The organism is Lonsdalea populi (assembly GCF_015999465.1).
Lineage (GTDB): Bacteria > Pseudomonadota > Gammaproteobacteria > Enterobacterales > Enterobacteriaceae > Lonsdalea > Lonsdalea populi.
Map to the genome: position 1 here is coordinate 2,016,928 of NZ_CP065534.1, position 20,367 is coordinate 2,037,294.

Here is a 20,367-nt window from a genome sequence, read left to right on the forward strand (position 1 = left end):
CAGTCTTCGTTGAACTGGGATCTGAAAGTCATGTTCTGTGCTGAAAAATATGGCGGACCGTTTTAAGCGGCATTGTGGATAAAGCCGGAAAAGACGGTAGTGAGCAGATTCTTTATTCCGAGCAGGCGAGAGACCGAATAGGGTCAGGCGGCGTTGATGGTGAAGAAATCCCCTATAGGGTCGTCGATAAGCCGAATTGCATTGCGGCAAACGCTGCCATGGCAACGATTTCTGCAAGCCGGAAGCGTAGCCGTCGCATAGACGACAACCGGGTCAGAACGTAACCGTCTGACGATAAGCGAAAAAAAGCCCCGGTAAAACACCGGGGCTTGGTACTCGCAAGCAAACCTGCTGAAGTATGCTGCGCGGCAAAGGTGGGCACATCGCGCCACTTTAAACGACCGGCGCGCTGTGCTGATCGGAGGTCAATGCGATCTTCATAGCCGCCACTACGTCGCCATCGACGCAGTAGTGTTGAAATTCATCGCCGTCGACATCGGCGCTCATAGTGACGCCGGCTTTGCGATAGCGCATGGGCGACGGCAACCACTGGCCCGCGGAACTGTGCAATTCTTGGATTCCGCAGGCACGAAATTTATGCAGGTTGGTCAGGCGCACGCCGGATCCCGCCATAATGATTGGACTGCAGTCTAGCGCATTAAGTTCCCGCAATAATGGCAAACCGCTTTCGGCACTCTGCTGCTGGCCGGAAGTCAGCACGCGGGAAACGCCCAGGTCCGCAAGCTGTGCCAACGCCTGCCGAGGGTTAAAACACATATCGAACGCCCTGTGAAACGTCACGGCCAATCCGTCGCAATGCGCCATCACCTGCTCCATACGCGCCAAATCGATATGCCCTTCCGCATTCAGGATACCGACGACCAACCCCGGAAAACCCAGCTCGCGGATCTGATCGATATCATACAAAATCGCTGAAAACTCCGTTGCACTGTAGCAAAAATCGCCGCCACGAGGCCGCACCATCGGATGCACCGGAAGCGTAAGGTGCTCACGCGCCTGGCGAAGCATACCGTAACCCGGCGTCAATCCACCCTCCCGCAGGCCCGCGCACAATTCCACACGGTCGGCCCCTGCGCGTTCAGCCGTCAACGCGCAATCGATGCTGTAGCAGCATACTTCCAGCTTAGGCATACATCCTCCCTAAAGTTGCGGTCAGGAGCAACAGCACTCCCGAATCAATGGTCCAATATACTATGGCACCGCGTTACCGCTCTTGAAGAGACTAACATCCAAGGACATGAAGTGGCGCACAGTATCGCATTCATCGCCCGGCTCGTTTCCCCAGTAGCGGCAGCAAATCCCCGTCGCGCTCGCTCTCGACGATATCCTGCAAGCTGAAAGGATGAAACTTGAGAGTGACGGCGCCGTTGGTGACCGCCAACGTCGGGTTAGGCAAACGTTCCTGCTCTCCCTGCGGCTGACTGAATTTAAGACAGATCCCCTGAGTTAGCAGCGCCTCGTCCGGGAGACAGGCCAGCGCACGCTGATGAAGCGTGGCCGGATCGCCCGGCAAAACCACTTCAACATGCTCCCAGCCTTCATGGGGATAACGTTTGTTACCCGGCCACGGCAGCTCAATACATGCGATCTGCCAAGGGCCGACCGTAATCGGCTGAGGCAAGGTAAACAGACAAATCGGCCGGCCATTGATCATGTTTTCTGACATCAGCGTCGCGCCCTGCGCCAGCAGCGCCTCGCGCCAGCGCTCCGCCGTCGCGTTTTGGTGGCAACGCAAGGAGATATGATCGGCCTCAAATTGCGCGATATCTAACGAAAGCTGCTCGGCAAGTTTGTCCATCTCAGACTCGAAACGAGACAGATCGGCTATTAATGACGCCGGGAGCGGTTGCGATGTATTAGCCGCCATTTTCTTTTCAAACGCCTCCATTAACTTTAAGTGCTTTTTTAATTTACAGAGAGATAGCATCGGCATCCAGCTTTAACGTAATTGTCAGCCGATTGCAGTTTCTTGTATATTTTTTTATCGTTTAAGATCATCAGTCTGATTCGTTAATTAACTAAATTCTGTCATATCCATGATGATTTTTTGCTTATCGGCAACGGTAATCCGGATGCTAATAACAATCTTAATTGACTGTTTTTACGTATATTCCTATAAGTCATGGGAGTAATCTTAAATACACTTTTGCCCATTGTTAACAAACAATAAAAGGGATAATTTCATTATTCCAAAAGATATAAAAAGGTCATTCAACATGTCGCTACTTATTGTATCGGTTTTATTAATTGCATTAGCCGGTTATGCTATATTTCGTCATCTTAAAAACATGAAAAGCGCGCGTTTAGTTACCGATAGACGAAATAAAAAACGTTAATCACTTTCTGGCTTTTTCTTTTTTTAGATTTGTCTGTATGGCTGTCTTCTTTTTATTTCCTCTACGTTTTTTCTACTGTGATGCGCCATCATCATAAGCTCCCTGAAGAGCCTGTGACACCGCAGCTCTGCTGACTCAATCTGCCAAATATGGTATAAGCAGGGGCTTAATTTGTAATGTAAGGTAACCCGGTGAATATTCAGGCTCTTCTTTCCGAAAAAGTCCGTCAGGCATTGGTTGCGGCGGGCGCACCCGCTGACAGCGAAGCGCAGGTTCGCCAATCGGCAAAAGCGCAATTTGGTGATTATCAGGCTAACGGCGTCATGACCGTAGCTAAAAAGTTAGGTATGCCTCCTCGTCAATTGGCGGAAAAAGTCGTTCATCTGTTGCGGTTGGAAGGAATTGCCGCCAAAACTGAAATCGCCGGTCCCGGCTTTATCAATATTTTCCTCGACCCTCAGTGGCTGGCCGCACAGTTAGAGCACGTGCTGACCAGTCCGAAACTGGGCGTGTCGCCGGTGGAACCACAAACGATTGTCATCGACTACTCCGCGCCGAACGTGGCCAAAGAGATGCATGTCGGCCACCTGCGCTCCACCATCATCGGCGACGCGGCGGTAAGAACGCTCGAATTCCTTGGTCATAACGTCATTCGCGCTAACCATGTCGGCGACTGGGGCACGCAGTTCGGCATGCTGATCGCGTTTCTGGAGAAAGTGCAGAACGAAAACGCCGGCGAGCTGGAGCTGTCCGATCTCGAAGCGTTCTATCGTGAAGCAAAACAGCATTACGATGCTGACGCAGATTTCGCCGAACGCGCTCGCGGCTATGTGGTGAAACTGCAGGGCGGCGACGAATATTGCCGTACCATGTGGCGCAAGCTGGTGGATATCACCATGAGCCAGAACCAGCGCAACTACGACCGACTTAACGTTACGCTGACTAAAGACGACGTGATGGGCGAAAGCCTTTACAACGACATGCTGCCGGGCATTGTCGCCGATCTGAAAGCCAAAGGTCTGGCAGTCGAAAGCGAAGGCGCCACGGTCGTATTCCTCGATGAGTTCAGAAACAAGGAAGGCGATCCGATGGGCGTGATCGTCCAGAAGAAAGACGGCGGTTACCTGTACACCACGACGGACATCGCCTGCGCCAAGTATCGTTACGAAACGCTGGGTGCCGACCGCGTCCTTTATTACATCGACTCCCGTCAGCATCAGCACCTGACGCAGGCCTGGACTATCGTCCGCAAAGCGGGCTACATCCCTGAAAGCGTGAGCCTGGAGCACCACATGTTTGGGATGATGCTAGGCAAAGACGGCAAGCCGTTCAAAACCCGCTCCGGCGGAACCATCAAACTGGCCGATCTACTGGATGAAGCCTACGAACGCGCGGTGAAGCTGATCGCCGACAAAAACCCGGAGATGCCGCAGGACGAAGTGGCCGAGCTGGCGAACGTCGTATCCATCGGCGCGGTAAAATATGCGGACCTCTCCAAGAGCCGCACCACCGACTACGTGTTCGACTGGGACAACATGCTAGCCTTCGAAGGCAATACCGCGCCTTACATGCAGTATGCCTACACCCGCGTCGCTTCTATCTTCAAGCGTGCCGGTGTCGATGAAGCCAGCCTGACTCAGCCGATCGTGCTGACCAACGATCGCGAACAGGCGCTGGCAACGCGTCTGTTGCAGTTCGAAGAAGTGATTACGACCGTGGCCCGCGACGGTACGCCACATGTCATGTGTGCTTATCTGTACGATCTGGCCGGTCAATTCTCCGGTTTCTACGAGCATTGCCCGATATTGAACGCCGAGAACAAGGCTGAACGCCAGAGCCGTCTGAAACTCGCGATGCTGACATCCAAGACGCTGAAGCAGGGTCTGGACACGTTGGGTATCCAGACTGTCGAGAAGATGTAACGCTTCCCTCCACGTCGTCCTCTCCGCAGGCGGCGTGTTTCTCCTCTCTCCTCACGTTGCCCCGATCGTCAATCCAAGCAGCATTTCTGCGTGCGCCTCAATGACCATCGACAGGTTTTACCCGGTGAGTGGCATTGTGCCCAATACATCATTTCTGTTGGAGAAGGCGTTGTGGAGAGAAGCCGCTATCGTCTGGCGGGGATGTAGCGTGCCCACGACGAGCGGGCACGCCGTGGGTGTGAATACGCATAAGGCTTAAATGCTGCGGCGCGAGAAATCTTTCGGACGAAATCCCATCAGCGCCAGCGTGACGAAGTAAGCGCCGCCGCCGGCCGCCACCATCACCATCAACCGCAAGATACGCGCCGCCATATTGCCCTGATCCCACGGCGGCATGATCTGATTTAGCGCCAGTAACGTCAGCGACATCACAACGACGGCCAGTAATAGCCGCACCAGAAAACGCATCCAGCCCGGCGACGGTTGGAAAATATGTTGCTTACGCAGTTGCCAAAACAGCAGCGCGGCGTTGATGCAGGAGGCCAGCCCGATCGACAGCGCCAGTCCGGCATGCTGCAACGGCCCGATAAACGCCAGATTCATCAGCTGCGTCAGCACCAGCGTCACCAACGCGATCTTCACCGGCGTTTTGATGTCCTGTCTCGCGTAAAAGCCGGGCACCAGCACTTTCACCAAGATTAACCCCATTAACCCGATGGAATACGCCACCAGCGCCCGCTGCGTCATCGCCGCATCAAAGGCGCTGAACTTACCGTATTGGAATAATGACACCGTCAGCGGTTTCGCCAAGAGTCCCAGCGCGACCGCACTTGGCAACGCCAACAGGAAGCACAGCCTCAGCCCCCAGTCCATCAGGTGGGAATACTCTTTGTGATTACCGCTGGCCGCGCTTTTCGACAGCGACGGCAGCAGAATAGTGCCTAACGCAACACCCAGCACGCCGGAGGGAAACTCCATCAGGCGATCGGCGTAATACATCCATGACACAGCGCCCTGACTCAGGAAAGAAGCGAAAATCGTATTGATAATTAATGAGATTTGACTCACCGACACACCGAGGATAGCCGGTACCATCAGCTTCATGACGCGGGCAACGCTCGGGTCGCGCCATTTGATGCGCGGCAAGACCAACATACCGATTTTCTTGAGGTGCGGCAGTTGGTATCCCAGCTGTAATACGCCGCCGACCACGACGGCCCAGGCCAGCGCCAGCACCGGCGGGTGAAAATACGGCGTAGCGAACAGGGCAAAAAAGATCATGCTGACATTGAGCAGCGTCGGCGCGAACGCGGGCACCGAAAAACGGTTCCAGGTATTGAGCACCGATCCGACCATCGACGTTAGTGAAATCAATAAAATATAAGGGAATGTGATGCGCAGCAGCGATGAGGTGAGTTCAAAACGCGCCGGGGTGTCGGCAAAGCCGGGAGCCGTCACCATAATCACCCAGGGCGCGGCCAACATGCCAGCGATGGTGACCAGCGTCAGCACCAGCGTCAGCATCCCGGCGATATAGGCCAGAAACGTGCGGGTGGCCTCTTCTCCCTGCTGGCTTTTATATTCGGCCAGAATGGGGACGAAAGCCTGGGAAAACGCGCCTTCAGCAAAAATGCGACGCAACAGGTTGGGAAGTTTAAAGGCGACAAAAAAGGCGTCCGTTGCCATACCCGCACCAAAAACGCGGGCGACGATAGCGTCACGCACAAAGCCCAGCAGGCGGGAAAGCATTGTCATTGAACTGACCGCAGCCAGTGATTTAAGTAAATTCATGCGAGTGTTCTGAATACCGGGGAAGATAATGGCACAAACAGCCGTCCGGCCGTACACGCCTATGGGGTGCGCTCAGTCTACGCATTGTGCAGGCAAAAGCTACCGGTTGGTGCCTTAGCTCGGCGCGTTAGGCCACTGAAATGTCTGAGCGACCTGATTTTTGCGACTGATATGAACGCCGGGCCAATTACTTACGCAGCGCCCAGCGATCGTTGGTCAACGAGGTTAATACGTGGTCTTGCCATTCGCCGTCGATCAGCAGGTAATCTCTGGCGTACCCCTCTTTTTCGAACCCCAGGCGCGCCAGCAGACCGCCGCTGCGATGGTTGTACGGCATATAGTTGGCCATGATGCGGTGCATACGCTGCTGAACAAACATATAACGCAGGCTCGCTTTCAGCGCTTCAAACATCAGCCCTTGCCCCTGCCATTTCTGCCCGAGCGAATAGCCCAGATAACAGGCGTGGAAAGATCCGCGCAGAATATTGCTGAAGTTGGCGACGCCGCGCACCTCGGCTTCCTGCGAGTCAAGCAGCAAGAAATAGAACGCGCTGCTCTGTTTATGCATATCGGCGATCACGCTCAAGCGCGCCTGCCATCCGGAAGGGTAGCAGTGGCTGGCATCACGTGCCGGCTCCCAGGGTTTTAAAAAATCGCGGTTTTCCGCGTAATACTCCGCCAGACGCCAGGCATCACGTTCATGAGCCAGACGCACCACCAGCCGGTCCGTCGTCAAACGTACCGTGGCAGATGTGGAACGATAGCCAAACATTTCTCTTCCCTCAGGTTCGGGGTGATCGATCGATTATGTTTATGGAACCAACAAAACGGCTATCCGCCAGCAATCAGCGGATAAACATAGCGTTAAGTTTACTATAAACCACGTTGACTGCATCAACGTAACCGTGCAATCAGCGTGCGTTTGCTCCTGCCATTCCCGCCGCTCCACGCCGTGAAGCGTCTGACGATAGAAAATATTATCTCCCTAACCTATCGCCATTCATCAATTGGCGAGAGAATGAACGGGCGGCCATTCCCTCTTTCCATGACGGTGCAACATGCCTTTAATGACGCAGGCGCGCAGCCTGGGTAAATATTTCATCCTGCTTGACAACATGCTGGTGATTTTAGGGTTCTTCGTCGTGTTCCCCCTGATTTCCATACGATTCGTCGATCAAATGGGCTGGGCCGCGCTGACGGTCGGCATCGCATTAGGACTGCGTCAGCTCACCCAACAGGGATTGGGGATCTTCGGCGGCGCGATTGCCGACCGGTTCGGCGTCAAGCCGATGATTATTACCGGCATGCTGATGCGCTCAGCCGGTTTTATCTGCATGGCGCTGACCACCACTCCGCTGGTACTGATGCTCTCCTGTTTTCTCTCAGGACTCGGCGGCACACTGTTTGACCCGCCGCGCACCGCGCTGGTCATCAAATTGACCCGCCCCAGCGAACGCGGGCGCTTTTTCTCCCTCTTGTTGATGCAGGACACGGCGGGGTCGGTCACCGGTGCGCTGCTCGGCAGTTGGCTGATGCAATATAATTTCAACGTCGTCTGCTGGGTCGGCGCTTTTATGTTCCTGCTGGCGGCGGGCATGAATGCCTGGCTGCTGCCTGCCTATCGAATCTCCACCACGCGGACGCCCATGCGCGAAGGCATGCTGCGGGTTCTGCGCGACAGCCGTTTTGTTATCTATGTACTGACGTTGACTGGGTATTTCATGCTGGCGGTGCAGGTACTGCTGATGATGCCCATCGTCGTCAACGAAGTCGCGGGAACGCCTGCGGCGGTTAAATGGATGTATGCCATTGAAGCCTCACTCTCTCTGACGTTGCTCTACCCGGTCGCGCGCTGGAGCGAGAAACGTTTTCGGCTGGAACAGCGGCTGATGGCCGGGCTGTTTATCATGACGCTCAGCCTGTTTCCGATGGGGATAGCGACGCATCTGAACCTGTTGCTGGTGCTGATCGGCCTGTTTTATTTCGGCTCCATCATCGCCGAACCCGCGCGCGAAACGCTGGGCGCTTCGCTGGCCAACGCCCGCGCCCGCGGCAGCTATATGGGCTTCAGCCGCATGGGATTGGCGTTAGGAGGCGCTCTCGGCTATAGCGGCGGCGGCTGGCTGTACGACAGCGGACGCGCACTCGGTCAGCCGGAGCTGCCGTGGTGCATGCTCGGGATCATTGGACTGATGACGCTGGCCGCACTGTATTGGCAGTTCCATCTAAGGCGTATTGAGCCCGCGATGCTGGGCGATCGCTAATCACGCCTCGATCTCTCTTTTACCGGGTGCCTTGCACCCGAATTGATCTCAAGTGAAAAGGCCCCCATACTTTTTCGTCATAGATGCCGTTTTTTACTGCGTGCTCACAGGGATGCTCTCGTGAATACGGCATCGGCATCGCCTTGATCGACTACAGAGGAACACCGGTATGAAACTTTATATTTATGACCACTGCCCATTCTGCGTGAAAGCCCGCATGATTTTTGGACTGAAAGATATCCCGGTAGAACTGGAATGCCTGCTCAATGACGACGAAAAGACGCCCATCTCCATGGTCGGTAAAAAAATGCTTCCCATTCTTCAAAAAGACGACGGCAGCTTTATGCCAGAGAGTCTGGATATCGTGGAGTATATCGATGCGTATGACGGCAAACCACTGCTGACCGGCCCGAATAATCCCGCCATTGAAGCCTGGATCCGCAAGGTGTCAGGCTATATCTCACGCCTGCTTATTCCCCGCTTCAGCCGCGCCCCTTTCGAAGAGTTCGCCACCCCTTCCGCCCGTGATTACTTCATCGCCAAAAAAGAGGTGATGATAGGCGATTTTGAAGATCAGTTCGGCCACTCCACCGGGTTGATCAAAAATATCAGCAGCGATCTCAAGAAGCTCGAGCCGCTGATCGTCCAGCCCAACGCCTGTAACGGAGAACTGTCGCTGGACGACCTTCACCTGTTCCCAATCCTGCGCTCCCTGACCATCGTCTCCGGCGTTTCAGTGCCGTCTAAAGTGGCCGACTACCGCGACAACGTGGCTAAACAAACCCAGATCCCGCTGCTAAGCGGCATGGCTCAATAAGATTTTTTTCACATATCGGCGCTCAACGTGTTGGTATGTGCTTCACCGTTTCAGGACTTTCCGATTGGCGCTGTCAAAGCAAAAGCGCACGCTGCCTCGCCATCAGATATCGGTAGTTTTGAGGGAATTAACGAGGTTATAACAATGAAGAAATCAGGATGGGCGACACTGGCATTGCTGGGCGGACTTATGCTCAGCGGCTGTAATCAGCTGACCCAGTACACCCTTAGCGAACAGGAAGTGAATCAATATTTGCAGGAACATAACGACTACCAGAAACAGATCGGCGTGCCGGGCGTTGTGGATGCAAATATCGTCCTGACCGATCTGTCCACGCAGATTGGCCGCGAAGAGCCCGGAAAAGTCACGTTGACCGGCAATGCCAAGGTTGACATCAGATCCCTGCTGGGCGCGCAGTCTGCGGACATGAAGCTGACGCTGAAGGCACAGCCGGTCTTCGATAAAGCGCAGGGCGCCATTTATCTAAAAGAGATGACGCTGACAGATTACACCGTGCAGCCGGAAAAAATGCAGACGATGTTCAAAACGCTGACGCCTTATCTTAATCAATCGCTTAAAAGCTATTTCGATCAAAAACCCGCCTATGTATTAAATGCAGAACACAGCACGAAAGAAGCGATGGCCAAGAAACTGGCGAAGGGCATTGAAGTGAAGCCGGGGCAGTTGATCATTCAACTGACTGAGTAATTTACAGCTGGCCGGGGACGCCGCCGCCCACGGCCAGTTTTAGCCTTGTGAAGGAATAGTCGGCTCGCTTACTCCTCGCCCTCTTCCGTTTCCGCCAGCTCTTCACGCATCGCTTCCAACGCTTCACGCGTCACTATCGCCAGCGCACGGTAAAACCTTGTGGTCGCATGACTTTCGGCTTTGCCCAGAAAACGGTCGCTCCACGGCAGCAGGTAGGTGTCGAATAGCGCGGTCTGCGCCTCGGTCTCATCTTCCTGAGCCTGATCCTCCAGCCATGAAGCTGCAAGCAGCAGTCCGCCAAAGTGGTCTGACGGACCTTCGCCTAGCGGCATGCCACGCTGCTGTAAAAATTCGCGCAACGCCGTTTCCGGAGACGACGGCGCGTAACCCGACCGCCAAGGCGTTACCGCCGCATCGTCACCGGCGAACAGCCGCTGATAATCGGCGCTCAGGGCATCAAGCCCTTCCTCCTTCAGGCTGGTTTGCATCCGCATCAACAGTGCATCCTGCTCAAGCGGCCACTGCTGACCCAGCTTGCCCTCTTTTACCAGCGCCATGAGCGGGATCAGCAGTGGATCTTGCGGCTGGCGATAAAACAGTGAGCCCAATACACGGCACACAATGGAAAATTCATTCATGCGTTAAACCTGTAGGTAAAGAGTGACAATGTCACAAAGAGGCCAATTCGGGGATAGCCGGCTGACCGCGGCGTTCCAGAAAATCCAGCACCCGACGCGGGCTGACATTCAACACGCGTTCCGCCGGGAAATCAATCTCCCTTAAAATACGCTCGCAATAGGGAAATTCGCCCAACGCGAACGCCACGTGGCTATCCGACCCTAGCGCCAGATATCCGCCCGCATCGCGCACCGCTTCAGCGATGGCCCGACAGTTGGCCTCGCTTCCTTTGCGGGAGTGAATAAAGGAGGAGTTGTTCAGCTCCAGAGCCACATCGTATTTCGCGGCCGTTTCCGCCACCGCCTGAATGTCGATAGGATATTTAGGGTTGCCGGGATGGCTGATGATATGCACGCTGCCTAGCGCCATCGCCGCGATCATCGCCTTGGTGTGCGCCTCTTTATCCTGCGGCGGAAACACCGGCTCGTGAAAGCCTGCGATAATCAGATCCAGACTCTCCAGCATCGGCCCCGTGCAGTCGATATCGCCGTTCAGATTTTTGATGTTGGCCTCGATACCCCGCAGGATACCAATGCCCTCCACAACCCTCGGCCATACGCGCATATTGATGAAGTGCCAATAATGCGGGGCATCCTCCATATCAGGACCGTGATCCGTGATCGCAAACAGTTGAATATGCTTACGCCGGGCTTCGGCAATATAGTCATGCAGGGTGCTATAGGCGTGGGTGCTGGCTACGGTGTGCATATGTAAATCGACGGGGTACATGGCTTCTCCTGGCGCTCATTTTACCGTACCAGCATACCATCCTTCCCTTCCCCACACAGCTCACGGGGGCAATTGTCACGTTATTTTAACAAATGCAAAACACGTTATAACGCCCGTCAGACGCCTGAATGCGCACTTCTGGCGAGTAAAACAGCAAATTGCGTTAACTTTAGCTAATCGCACCATAACGAGGCATAAGTGTGTTGACGCTGCAGGGGAATTTCCCTACAGTAGCGCCCGTTATCTGAGAGGATGACCACCGGTGAGGTGTCCGAGAGGCTGAAGGAGCACGCCTGGAAAGTGTGTATACGTGAAAACGTATCGAGGGTTCGAATCCCTCCCTCACCGCCATATTCCATAAGAAAGCCTGAGCGAAAGTTCGGGCTTTTTTGTATGCATAAATCCCCTTGAGGGAGGGTGAGAACCCTCGCCAGGGTTCGACAAAACGGCAGCGCCGTTTTGCATGGCCGCCAGGCCACCCGAAGGGCAAGGCGCGCAGCGCCGCCGTGAATCCCTCCCTCACCGCCATATTCCATAAGAAAGCCTGAGCGAAAGTTCAGGCTTTTTCGTGTGCATAAATCTCCTCGAGGGAGGGTGAGAACCCTCGCCAGGGTTCGACAAAACGGCAGCGCCGTTTTGCATGGCCGCCAGGCCACCCGAAGGGCAAGGCGCGCAGCGCCGCCGTGAATCCCTCCCTCACCGCCATATTCCATAAGAAAGCCTGAGCGAAAGTTCGGGCTTTTTTGTATGCATAAATCCCCTTGAGGGAGGGTGAGAACCCTCGCCAGGGTTCGACAAAACGGCAGCGCCGTTTTGCATGGCCGCCAGGCCACCCGAAGGGCAAGGCGTACCGCCACGCCGTCTATCCTGCCCCGCGACGTGACTTAATCAGCTCGTCTTGATATCCCCCGCCGCATTTTTATATCGCACGGCGGATCGGGGCGTTTCATCTACCGTCAGGGTAAACACATCCGGGCGGGCGTAGTGGCCGGTGACGTCAAGATCGTAGCGGGCTTTGACCAGTTCATCGGTGTCGATTTCCGCCGTCAACAGGCCCTTTTCCCCGGTCAGCGGACCAGCCAGCACATTGCCCATCGGGTCGACGATCAGGCTGCCGCCGTTGATCAGCGGACGGTTATTGTCCCAGCCAGTTATGCTGATCCCCAACTCGGCGGGCGACGCCTGAATTTGGCAGGCGGTGATCACGAAACAGCGCCCCTCATGGGCGATGTGCCGCATGGACGCCTGCCAGTTTTCACGCTCATCCACGGTCGGCGCGCACCAAATCTCCACGCCTTTGCCATACATGGCCATGCGCAGCGCGGGCATGTGGTTTTCCCAGCAAATCGCCGCGCCGACCTTCCCAGCCTGCGTATTGACGACGGTCAGCGTCGAACCGTCCCCCTGCCCCCAGATCAGCCGTTCAGTACCGGTCGGCATCAGCTTACGGTGCTTGCCGACCAGTCCATCTTCGGGCGTGAAGAACAGCGCGCTGCAGTAGAGCGTATTACCGTCGCGCTCAATGGCGCCGACCACCAGCGACGCGCCGGTGCGGGCGGATAATCCCGCCAGCGCTTCGCACTCTTCGCCGTTGAAATCGATAGCGTTGTGGTAATAACGCTCGTAGGCCTCGCGCCCTTCCGGCAGACGATAGCCCAGATAGGTACCGAAGATTTCCCCTTTGGGATATCCCCCTAACAGCGCCTCCGGCATGACGACCAGCGCACAGCCGCTGCGCGCGATCTCGTCCTCATACGCCAAAATCTCTGCTAACGTCGCCGCCTTCCCGGCGGGAGAAGACCCTAATTGCAATGCCGCTACAACGGATTTCGCCATACTCTGTTCCCCTGTCATCAATGGTTAGTGGCCGCCCCGTAGGTGATGCGGCATGGGCTTTAGAGTGGCACTGAGCTAGAATGAATGAAACCCCACTTCGTCGCTGAATATTATGAATGAAATTAATATCGGAACGCTGGATCTCAACTTGCTTAAAACTTTCGAGGCGTTGTATGAAGAAGGCAGCGCCAGTCGCGCGGGCGTCAGACTCGGGTTGACCCAGTCCGCTGTGAGCGCCGCGCTGAAGCGGCTGAAAACGCTGTACAACGACCCGCTGTTTATCCGCAACGGACGGGGATTGGCGCCGACGCCGCGCGCCAGCGAGCTGCAACCGCTGATCAGCGACGCCTTGAACAAATGTCGTGAAACGCTGCTGCTGAACAGTGAAACCGCGTCCTATGCGGGCCGAACGGTTATCGTGGGTCTGTCCGATGATTTCGAGCTGGCGCTGGCTCAGCCGCTGTTGCAGAAGCTGAATCAGCAGTCGCCCGGTCTGCGCGTTGTGTTCCGGCAGACCCACAGCCAGATCGCCGCCGATATGCTGCTGCGACACGAGCTGGATCTGGCGCTGACGGCGGGAGGATTCACCTACCGTTCACTGTCCAAAAGTCATCTGGCGACCGGGGGCTACGCCTGCCTGATCACCGCAACGCCGGATGTGCCCTCGCCTGCGCTCTCGCTCGACGAGTTTATTCGCCGTCCGCATCTATTGGTCTCGCACGGCGGCTATATCGGACTAATGGATGAAAAGCTGACGGAACTGGGGCTCGTCCGTACCGTCGGCGCATCAACCACGCACTTCGCCGCCATTCCCTGGCTGCTGAAAGACAGCGATCTGGTCACGACCATTCCGGCGCATGCAGCAAGGGCCATCGCCGGGATGGTGCCGACGCTGCGCTGCGTGCCTTGTCCATTGGCGATGCCGAACTACGCGATTGAGTTAGGGTGCCGCCAACCGGCCCTGCGCGACCGGCCGATACTGCGGGTGCGCGAGGCACTGACCGAATTGACGACCGCTTTCGACTGGGCCGGATAGACAATAAATTGATGTAGGTAACACTTTTAGCATTTTGTCGCGGCATCACCGCCTTTACCCGCAGCCTGTTGCTCCAATTTACCGTTTATAATGAGATCGCCCTCACACATTTAAGCAGACAATAACCTCATGAATACCACTGGCGCCCCCCCATGACCGCTCATCGGTGCTATCCCGCCGCTTACTCAATTATCCTCCCCACGAACCGCTTGTTTCTCCACGATAGCCGCTAGTATTAACACTGGCTTTATCTCTAACCCCTAAAACCCATACAGCCTTATTAAAGCAGTCGTTTCGCTGTTTTACTGGTTTGTCTGACAAGCAGGTTTTGTATGAAAAATAATGCGTTCCTCAAACATATTCCCTGGGTAGTCATCGGCATCATCGGCGCTTTCTGTCTCGCGGTCGTCGCCCTGCGCCGGGGAGAAAACGTCAGCGCGCTGTGGATTGTCGTCGCGTCCGTCTCCGTCTATCTGGTGGCGTACCGCTATTACAGCCTGTACATCGCCCAGAAAGTCATGAAATTGGACCCGTCGCGCGCGACGCCCGCCGTCATCAACAATGACGGTCTCAACTACGTGCCCACCAACCGCTACGTGCTGTTCGGACATCACTTCGCGGCTATCGCGGGCGCAGGACCATTAGTAGGACCGGTTCTGGCGGCGCAGATGGGCTATCTGCCCGGCACGCTGTGGCTGCTGGCGGGCGTCGTGCTGGCCGGTGCCGTGCAGGATTTCATGGTGCTGTTTATCTCCTCTCGCCGCAACGGCGCGTCGCTGGGTGAGATGATCAAGGAAGAGATGGGCCGCGTACCGGGCACCATCGCTCTGTTCGGCTGCTTCCTGATTATGATTATCATCCTGGCAGTGCTGGCGTTGATCGTGGTGAAAGCGCTGGCGGAAAGTCCGTGGGGCGTGTTCACCGTATGCTCGACGGTGCCTATCGCTTTGTTCATGGGCATCTACATGCGCTTCCTTCGTCCTGGCCGTGTGGGCGAGGTTTCCGTCATCGGTATCGTGCTGCTGGTCGCCTCCATCTGGTTCGGCGGCATTATCGCGCAAGACCCCTTCTGGGGACCGGCGCTCACCTTTAAAGACACCACCATCACCTTTACCCTGATCGGCTATGCGTTTATCTCCGCACTGCTGCCGGTATGGCTGATACTGGCACCGCGCGACTATCTGGCGACGTTCCTGAAGATCGGCGTCATTGTTGGTCTGGCCGTAGGCATTGTGATCCTAAATCCGGACTTGAAAATGCCTGCCATCACCCAATACGTGGACGGCACCGGCCCGCTGTGGAAAGGCGCATTGTTCCCTTTCCTGTTTATCACCATCGCCTGTGGCGCAGTATCCGGCTTCCATGCCCTGATCGCCTCCGGCACCACGCCGAAACTGCTGGCTTGCGAAACGGATGCGCGTTTCATCGGCTACGGCGCCATGCTGATGGAGTCCTTCGTCGCCATCATGGCGCTGGTGGCCGCGTCCATCATTGAACCGGGCCTCTACTTCGCGATGAACACCCCGCCTTCAGGTCTGGGGATCGTTATGCCGAACCTGCACCAGTTGGGGACGGAAAACGCGCCGCTGGTCTTGTCGCAGCTGAAAGAGGTGACCACGCAGGCGGCGGCGACCGTCAGTAGTTGGGGCTTTGTGATTTCGCCGGAACAGATTCTGCAGACCGCCAAAGATATCGGCGAACCGTCCGTGCTGAACCGCGCAGGCGGCGCGCCGACGCTGGCGGTGGGGATCGCGCTGGTGTTCCACCAGATCATTCCCGCCGCGGATATGGGCTTCTGGTATCACTTCGGCATTCTGTTTGAAGCGCTGTTCATTCTGACCGCATTGGATGCCGGTACACGATCCGGCCGCTTCATGCTGCAGGACCTGTTGGGCAACTTCATTCCGTTCCTGAAGAAAACCAACTCGCTGCCCGCCGGCATCGTCGGTACGGCAGGCTGCGTGGGTCTGTGGGGCTACCTGCTCTATCAGGGCGTGGTCGATCCGCTCGGCGGCGTGAAAAGCCTGTGGCCGCTGTTCGGTATTTCCAACCAGATGCTGGCCGCGGTCGCGCTGGTGCTCGCCGCCGTCGTCCTGGTGAAAATGAAGCGCACGCAATATCTTTGGGTGCCGCTGCTGCCCGCCGCCTGGCTGCTGATATGCACCACCTGGGCGCTGGGAATGAAATTGTTCAGTACCAACCCGCAGATGGAAGGTTTCCTGTTCATGGCTCGGGAGTATAAAGCGCGTATTCTGGCGGGCGGCGAACTGACCGCGCAGGAAGTCGCGAATATGAATCACATCGTGATCAATAACTATACCAACGCCGGTCTGAGCATTCTGTTCCTGGTCGTGGTCTACAGTATTATTTTCTACGGTATTCGCACCTGGCTGAACGCAAGAAAAACGGATCAGCGGACGGACAAGGAAACGCCTTATGTCCCCATCCCTGAAGGCGGCGTAAAAACCTCTTCCGGACATTGATGGTACTCAGCACAGCCCCGCCTCGGCGGGGCTGAACCCTTAGGAAAACACGATGTTTGATCAATTAGGCAAGGCGTCGAAGTATCTCGGACAGGCCGCTCGCATGCTGATCGGGATCCCTGACTATGAAACCTATGTCACGCATATGCAAACCAACCATCCGGACAGCCCGATAATGACTTACGAAGCCTTTTTCCGTGAGCGTCAGCAGGCGCGCTACGGTGGAGACGGCAAAGGCGGCATGCGCTGCTGCTGACCCAGAGGAGAATCATAATGACCCCCATTCCCGTCACGGTATTAACCGGTTTCCTCGGCGCGGGCAAAACCACTCTGCTGCGCCATATACTTAACGCCCCCCACGGCTTGAACATCGCCGTCATTGAAAACGAATTTGGCGATGTCGCCTTCGACGATCAATTGATCGGCGACCGCGCGACGCAGATCAAAACGCTGACCAACGGCTGTATTTGCTGCACCCGCTCCAGCGAGCTAGAAGATGCGATGCTCGATCTGCTCGACGGTCGGGACAAGGGCGACATCTTATTCGACAGGCTGATGATAGAGTGCACCGGCATGGCCGACCCCGGCCCGATTATTCAGACCTTTTTCTCCCATGAGATACTGTGTGAGCGCTATTTGCTGGACGGCGTCGTCACGCTGGTAGACGCCGTGCATGCCGACGAACAGCTCGATCGCTTCCCGTTGGCACAATCGCAGATTGGCTACGCCGACCGCCTGCTGTTGACCAAAACCGACCTCACGGGCGATCACGCCGCGCTGACGGAACGCCTGGGCCGGATCAATGCCCGCGCACCGATTTACCCGGTCACTCAGGGCCAGATTGATCTATCGAATTTATTCAACACCCAAGGCTTTCTGCTTGACGACCGCGTGGTCGCCGCCAAGCCGGTATACCGCTTCGCCCCCGGCAAGCCGGATGACATCGCCTCTATCGTTGTGACGCTCGACTACCCGGTCGCGCTGGACGCGGTATCTAAAGTCATGGAAAGCTTACTGGCCGGTTTTACCGATAACCTGCTGCGCTACAAGGGGATGCTGTGGATTCAGGATCAGCCTCGCTGCCTGCTGTTTCAGGGCGTGCAACGCCTGTACAACGCCGACTGGGATCGCGAATGGCTACCCGGGGAGACGCCGCGCAGCACGCTGATTTTCATCGGCGTGCAACTGCCGGAACAGGACATCCGCCAGGCCTTCGAGAGCCTGCGCCCCCAATGACAAACGTCAAACTGTCGTCGCTAAGCGTTTTCGCCGTTCAAAGGCCGAGCGTTTCCTTGAGGTTTTTAAGATAACGGCGGCTGACCGGCACGGTCTGACCGTCGCGCAGCAGCAGCTCCGCCTGTCCATTGTCCTCCAGTCGGATCTCGCTAAGATGAGCCATGTTGACCAGATATTGGCGGTGACAGCGCAGCAGCGGCGTGCGATGTTCCAGCGTTCGCAGCGTCAGGTCGGTGAACCCCTCCCGGCCGCCGTGGCTGGTGACATAGACGCCGCTCATGCGGCTGCTGACGTAAGCAACGTCCTCCATCTGCAGCAGATAGATACGGCCGCGACCGTTGCAGGGAATAAATTTTAGCGGCGGCTGTTGGTCGGAAAACACAGAAATATCCTGCGCCTGTCGTTCCTGCCGCAAACGCGTCAGGGTTTTCTGCAACCGCGTGGACTCGATTGGTTTGAGCAGGTAATCAAACGCGTGCTCTTCGAATGCTTTGACCGCGTACTCATCGAAAGCGGTCAAGAATACCGTGTAGGGTCGGTGCTGATGCTCCAGCATCCCTACCATCTCCAGACCGCTGATGCGCGGCATTTGAATGTCGAGAAACATCACATCGGGACGCAGCGCATGGACGGCGCCAATGGCTTCCACCGCGTTGGCGCACTCGCCGACAACCTTGATATCGCTCTCCTGTTGCAGTAACACACGCAGGTTTTCCCTCGCCAGCGGTTCATCGTCGACAATCAACACTCTCAACATAGACGCTCCTCCCAAGGCAGCCGAAGAATGATGCGGGTGAACCAGTCCGGCTCACAGGTGACGGTCAGGCCGTAACCGTCGCCAAAACGCGCTCGCAGGCGCTTATCCACCAGACTCATTCCCAGACCGGTACTGCTGTGGCTGGGTTGATAAAGACCGGCGTTATCTTCTATCACCAGAATCAGATGATCCCCTTCCCGGCTGGCCTGTATTGTGATTTCGCCGACGCCCAGCAGCTGTGAGGTGCCGTGCTTAATGGCATTTTCCACTATCGGTTGCAACGTGAACGCGGGCAGCCTCTGCATCGACAGTTCATCCGGTACTTTCAACTGAACGTTGAGCCGCGACTGAAATCGCGCCTTTTCAATTTGCAGGTAGGCGTTAACGTGATCCAGCTCATCAGCCAGCGTGACGATCTCCGTCGAGCGCTTGAGATTTTTGCGAAAGAAGGTCGACAGATACTGCACCAGCTGACCGGCTTTGTCGCTATCGTGGCGGATAACGGCCATCAGGGTATTGAGCGCGTTAAACAGAAAATGCGGATTCACCTGCGCATGCAGTAATTTGATCTCCGATTGCGCCAACAACACCTTCTGATCTTCATATTTGCCGGCGAGAATTTGCGCCGATAGCAACTGCGCGATCCCTTCGCCTAACGTCCGATTGATGGAGCTGAACAGGCGATGCTTGGCTTCATAGAGTTTAATCGTCCCAATCACACACTGGTTCTCGCCGCGCAGAGGAATGACCAGCGTGGAGCCCAGTTTGCACTGCGGATGCAGCGAGCAGCGGTATGGCATCTCGTTACCGTCCGCATACACGACCTCGCCGGTTTCCAGCGCGCGCCAGGTGTAGTCAGATGAAATCGGCTTGCCCGGCAAATGGTGGTCATCGCCGATGCCGGTAAACGCCAGCAGTTTCTCACGATCCGTGATCGCCACCGCGCCGATATCCAGTTCCTGAAACAGCACCTGCGCCACTTTGGTGCTGTTCTCTTCGTTGAAGCCCTGACGCAATATCCCCTCGGTTGACGCCGCCACCCGAAGCGCGGTCGCGGAAAACGCCGAGGTGTACTTTTCGAACATCGCGCGCTTATCCAGCAGGATGCGCATAAACATTGCGGCCCCGACGGTGTTGGTCACCATCATGGGCGCAGCGATGCTTTGAACCAGCTGCAATGCCTCCTGAAACGGGCGGGCAAGCAGCAAGATGATCGCCATTTGCGTCAGTTCAGCGACCAGCGTCACCGCGCCCGCCGTCAGTGGGCTGAACAAACTATCGCTGCGTCCGCGCCGGATCAGCACGCTGTGCACCAGCCCGCCCAGCAATCCCTCAGTGATGGTGGAAACCATGCAACTGAATGCGGTCATCCCGCCCATGGCATAACGATGCAGCCCGCCGGTCAGGCCGACCAGTCCGCCGACCACAGGCCCGCCCAATAATCCGCCCATGACGGCGCCGATAGCGCGCGTATTGGCGATCGAATCGTCAATATGCAGACCCAGATAGGTTCCCATAATGCAGAACATGGAGAAGGTGACGTAACACAGCAGTTTGTGCGGTAACCGCACCGTGATTTGAATTAGAGGAATAAACAGACGAGTTTTACTCATCAACCAGGCGATGACTAAAAACACACACATTTGCTGCAACAGCAGTAACACTAAATTGAATGCGTACATACCCGCAGGCCGCCAGTTTTCTATGGTGTTAGCTTAGCCTGATTCGCACAGAGATTCTTTGAATAGTGGCA

The 20,367-nt window shown here is 56.1% G+C and carries 17 protein-coding genes, 1 tRNA gene and 2 other RNA genes; 11 read left to right on the plus strand and 9 right to left on the minus strand.

Annotated features, from left to right (window positions below; translation table 11 throughout):
• Positions 1 to 393: 393 nt before the first annotated feature.
• Together cutC and I6N93_RS08850 are read right to left on the minus strand one after the other, a co-directional pair.
• Complete coding sequence (gene cutC / locus I6N93_RS08845; RefSeq protein WP_085686440.1) at positions 394 to 1,152, minus strand: copper homeostasis protein CutC; 759 nt, start codon at positions 1,150 to 1,152, stop codon at positions 394 to 396.
• A gap of 130 nt (positions 1,153 to 1,282) precedes the next feature.
• Entirely contained in the window at positions 1,283 to 1,888 is a 606-nt protein-coding gene (locus I6N93_RS08850; RefSeq protein ID WP_085686550.1) for a VOC family protein, read from the minus strand.
• A gap of 660 nt (positions 1,889 to 2,548) precedes the next feature.
• On the opposite strand from I6N93_RS08850, the gene argS reads away from it, so the two are divergent.
• Positions 2,549 to 4,279, plus strand: coding sequence for an arginine--tRNA ligase (argS, locus tag I6N93_RS08855; RefSeq protein ID WP_085686442.1), 1,731 nt, complete (start codon positions 2,549 to 2,551; stop codon positions 4,277 to 4,279).
• Between the two features lie 255 nt (positions 4,280 to 4,534).
• On the opposite strand, the gene murJ is transcribed toward argS, so the two are convergent.
• Together murJ and rimJ are read right to left on the minus strand one after the other, a co-directional pair.
• Positions 4,535 to 6,070 (minus strand): murein biosynthesis integral membrane protein MurJ, encoded by a 1,536-nt coding sequence (murJ, locus tag I6N93_RS08860; protein WP_085686443.1) that lies wholly within the window; start codon positions 6,068 to 6,070, stop codon positions 4,535 to 4,537.
• Between the two features lie 187 nt (positions 6,071 to 6,257).
• Positions 6,258 to 6,842, minus strand: coding sequence for a ribosomal protein S5-alanine N-acetyltransferase (gene rimJ, locus I6N93_RS08865; protein ID WP_085686444.1), 585 nt, complete (start codon positions 6,840 to 6,842; stop codon positions 6,258 to 6,260).
• Between the two features lie 286 nt (positions 6,843 to 7,128).
• Between rimJ and mdtH the strand changes: the two genes are divergently transcribed.
• The 3 genes from mdtH (at position 7,129) to I6N93_RS08880 (ending at position 9,859) form a co-directional block, all read left to right on the plus strand.
• Positions 7,129 to 8,334 (plus strand): multidrug efflux MFS transporter MdtH, encoded by a 1,206-nt coding sequence (gene mdtH, locus I6N93_RS08870; protein WP_085686445.1) that lies wholly within the window; start codon positions 7,129 to 7,131, stop codon positions 8,332 to 8,334.
• A gap of 169 nt (positions 8,335 to 8,503) precedes the next feature.
• Positions 8,504 to 9,151, plus strand: a complete 648-nt coding sequence (gene grxB, locus I6N93_RS08875) for a glutaredoxin 2 (RefSeq protein ID WP_085686446.1) — start codon at positions 8,504 to 8,506, stop codon at positions 9,149 to 9,151.
• A 144-nt stretch (positions 9,152 to 9,295) separates the two neighbouring features.
• Positions 9,296 to 9,859 (plus strand): lipoprotein, encoded by a 564-nt coding sequence (locus tag I6N93_RS08880; protein ID WP_085686447.1) that lies wholly within the window; start codon positions 9,296 to 9,298, stop codon positions 9,857 to 9,859.
• A gap of 68 nt (positions 9,860 to 9,927) precedes the next feature.
• Here I6N93_RS08880 and I6N93_RS08885 read toward each other — a convergent pair whose 3' ends face one another.
• Positions 9,928 to 10,497, minus strand: a complete 570-nt coding sequence (locus tag I6N93_RS08885; RefSeq protein WP_085686448.1) for a TorD/DmsD family molecular chaperone — start codon at positions 10,495 to 10,497, stop codon at positions 9,928 to 9,930.
• 31 nt (positions 10,498 to 10,528) lie between these two features.
• On the minus strand, positions 10,529 to 11,266 hold the full coding sequence (locus tag I6N93_RS08890; RefSeq protein WP_085686449.1) for a phosphatase: 738 nt from the start codon (positions 11,264 to 11,266) through the stop codon (positions 10,529 to 10,531).
• 261 nt (positions 11,267 to 11,527) lie between these two features.
• On the opposite strand from I6N93_RS08890, the gene I6N93_RS08895 reads away from it, so the two are divergent.
• The 3 genes from I6N93_RS08895 to I6N93_RS08905 all read left to right on the plus strand — a co-directional run bounded on the left by I6N93_RS08895 (position 11,528) and on the right by I6N93_RS08905 (position 11,971).
• Positions 11,528 to 11,617: transfer RNA gene (locus I6N93_RS08895), tRNA-Ser, on the plus strand.
• A 46-nt stretch (positions 11,618 to 11,663) separates the two neighbouring features.
• Positions 11,664 to 11,794, plus strand: a non-coding RNA gene (locus I6N93_RS08900) — RtT sRNA.
• Positions 11,795 to 11,840: 46 nt separating this feature from the next.
• A non-coding RNA gene (locus tag I6N93_RS08905) (RtT sRNA) lies at positions 11,841 to 11,971 on the plus strand.
• A gap of 183 nt (positions 11,972 to 12,154) precedes the next feature.
• Here I6N93_RS08905 and I6N93_RS08910 read toward each other — a convergent pair.
• Positions 12,155 to 13,102, minus strand: coding sequence for a carbon-nitrogen hydrolase family protein (locus I6N93_RS08910; RefSeq protein WP_085686450.1), 948 nt, complete (start codon positions 13,100 to 13,102; stop codon positions 12,155 to 12,157).
• A 112-nt stretch (positions 13,103 to 13,214) separates the two neighbouring features.
• Between I6N93_RS08910 and I6N93_RS08915 the strand changes: the two genes are divergently transcribed.
• The 4 genes from I6N93_RS08915 (at position 13,215) to yjiA (ending at position 17,857) form a co-directional block, all read left to right on the plus strand.
• Positions 13,215 to 14,138, plus strand: a complete 924-nt coding sequence (locus tag I6N93_RS08915) for a LysR family transcriptional regulator (protein ID WP_085686451.1) — start codon at positions 13,215 to 13,217, stop codon at positions 14,136 to 14,138.
• Between the two features lie 332 nt (positions 14,139 to 14,470).
• Positions 14,471 to 16,621, plus strand: a complete 2,151-nt coding sequence (locus I6N93_RS08920; RefSeq protein WP_085686452.1) for a carbon starvation CstA family protein — start codon at positions 14,471 to 14,473, stop codon at positions 16,619 to 16,621.
• Between the two features lie 52 nt (positions 16,622 to 16,673).
• Positions 16,674 to 16,877 carry a YbdD/YjiX family protein gene (locus tag I6N93_RS08925; protein WP_026743502.1) on the plus strand — a complete coding sequence of 68 codons (204 nt, stop codon included), beginning with the start codon at positions 16,674 to 16,676 and terminating at the stop codon, positions 16,875 to 16,877.
• Between the two features lie 17 nt (positions 16,878 to 16,894).
• A complete protein-coding gene (gene yjiA, locus I6N93_RS08930; RefSeq protein ID WP_085686453.1) occupies positions 16,895 to 17,857 on the plus strand; it encodes a GTPase in 963 nt (320 codons plus the stop codon).
• A gap of 37 nt (positions 17,858 to 17,894) precedes the next feature.
• Here the strand turns inward: yjiA and btsR are convergent, their stop codons facing one another.
• Positions 17,895 to 18,614, minus strand: coding sequence for a two-component system response regulator BtsR (gene btsR, locus I6N93_RS08935; RefSeq protein ID WP_085686454.1), 720 nt, complete (start codon positions 18,612 to 18,614; stop codon positions 17,895 to 17,897).
• On the minus strand, positions 18,608 to 20,296 hold the full coding sequence (locus I6N93_RS08940) for a sensor histidine kinase (protein WP_085686455.1): 1,689 nt from the start codon (positions 20,294 to 20,296) through the stop codon (positions 18,608 to 18,610). The genes btsR and I6N93_RS08940 overlap by 7 nt, the downstream gene beginning before the upstream one ends.
• Positions 20,297 to 20,367 lie beyond the last annotated feature (71 nt).

Excerpts from the sequence above, each read along its gene's own strand:
- rimJ (WP_085686444.1), bottom strand. The coding sequence starts at position 6,842 with ATGTTTGGCTATCGTTCCACATCTGCCACGGTACGTTTGACGACGGAC.
- I6N93_RS08880 (WP_085686447.1), top strand. The coding sequence starts at position 9,296 with ATGAAGAAATCAGGATGGGCGACACTGGCATTGCTGGGCGGACTTATG.
- I6N93_RS08885 (WP_085686448.1), bottom strand. The coding sequence starts at position 10,497 with ATGAATGAATTTTCCATTGTGTGCCGTGTATTGGGCTCACTGTTTTAT.
- grxB (WP_085686446.1), top strand. The coding sequence starts at position 8,504 with ATGAAACTTTATATTTATGACCACTGCCCATTCTGCGTGAAAGCCCGC.
- btsR (WP_085686454.1), bottom strand. The coding sequence starts at position 18,614 with ATGTTGAGAGTGTTGATTGTCGACGATGAACCGCTGGCGAGGGAAAAC.
- I6N93_RS08925 (WP_026743502.1), top strand. The coding sequence starts at position 16,674 with ATGTTTGATCAATTAGGCAAGGCGTCGAAGTATCTCGGACAGGCCGCT.
- I6N93_RS08850 (WP_085686550.1), bottom strand. The coding sequence starts at position 1,888 with ATGGCGGCTAATACATCGCAACCGCTCCCGGCGTCATTAATAGCCGAT.
- murJ (WP_085686443.1), bottom strand. The coding sequence starts at position 6,070 with ATGAATTTACTTAAATCACTGGCTGCGGTCAGTTCAATGACAATGCTT.
- mdtH (WP_085686445.1), top strand. The coding sequence starts at position 7,129 with ATGCCTTTAATGACGCAGGCGCGCAGCCTGGGTAAATATTTCATCCTG.
- I6N93_RS08915 (WP_085686451.1), top strand. The coding sequence starts at position 13,215 with ATGAATGAAATTAATATCGGAACGCTGGATCTCAACTTGCTTAAAACT.
- cutC (WP_085686440.1), bottom strand. The coding sequence starts at position 1,152 with ATGCCTAAGCTGGAAGTATGCTGCTACAGCATCGATTGCGCGTTGACG.
- I6N93_RS08920 (WP_085686452.1), top strand. The coding sequence starts at position 14,471 with ATGAAAAATAATGCGTTCCTCAAACATATTCCCTGGGTAGTCATCGGC.
- yjiA (WP_085686453.1), top strand. The coding sequence starts at position 16,895 with ATGACCCCCATTCCCGTCACGGTATTAACCGGTTTCCTCGGCGCGGGC.
- I6N93_RS08940 (WP_085686455.1), bottom strand. The coding sequence starts at position 20,296 with ATGTACGCATTCAATTTAGTGTTACTGCTGTTGCAGCAAATGTGTGTG.
- I6N93_RS08910 (WP_085686450.1), bottom strand. The coding sequence starts at position 13,102 with ATGGCGAAATCCGTTGTAGCGGCATTGCAATTAGGGTCTTCTCCCGCC.
- I6N93_RS08890 (WP_085686449.1), bottom strand. The coding sequence starts at position 11,266 with ATGTACCCCGTCGATTTACATATGCACACCGTAGCCAGCACCCACGCC.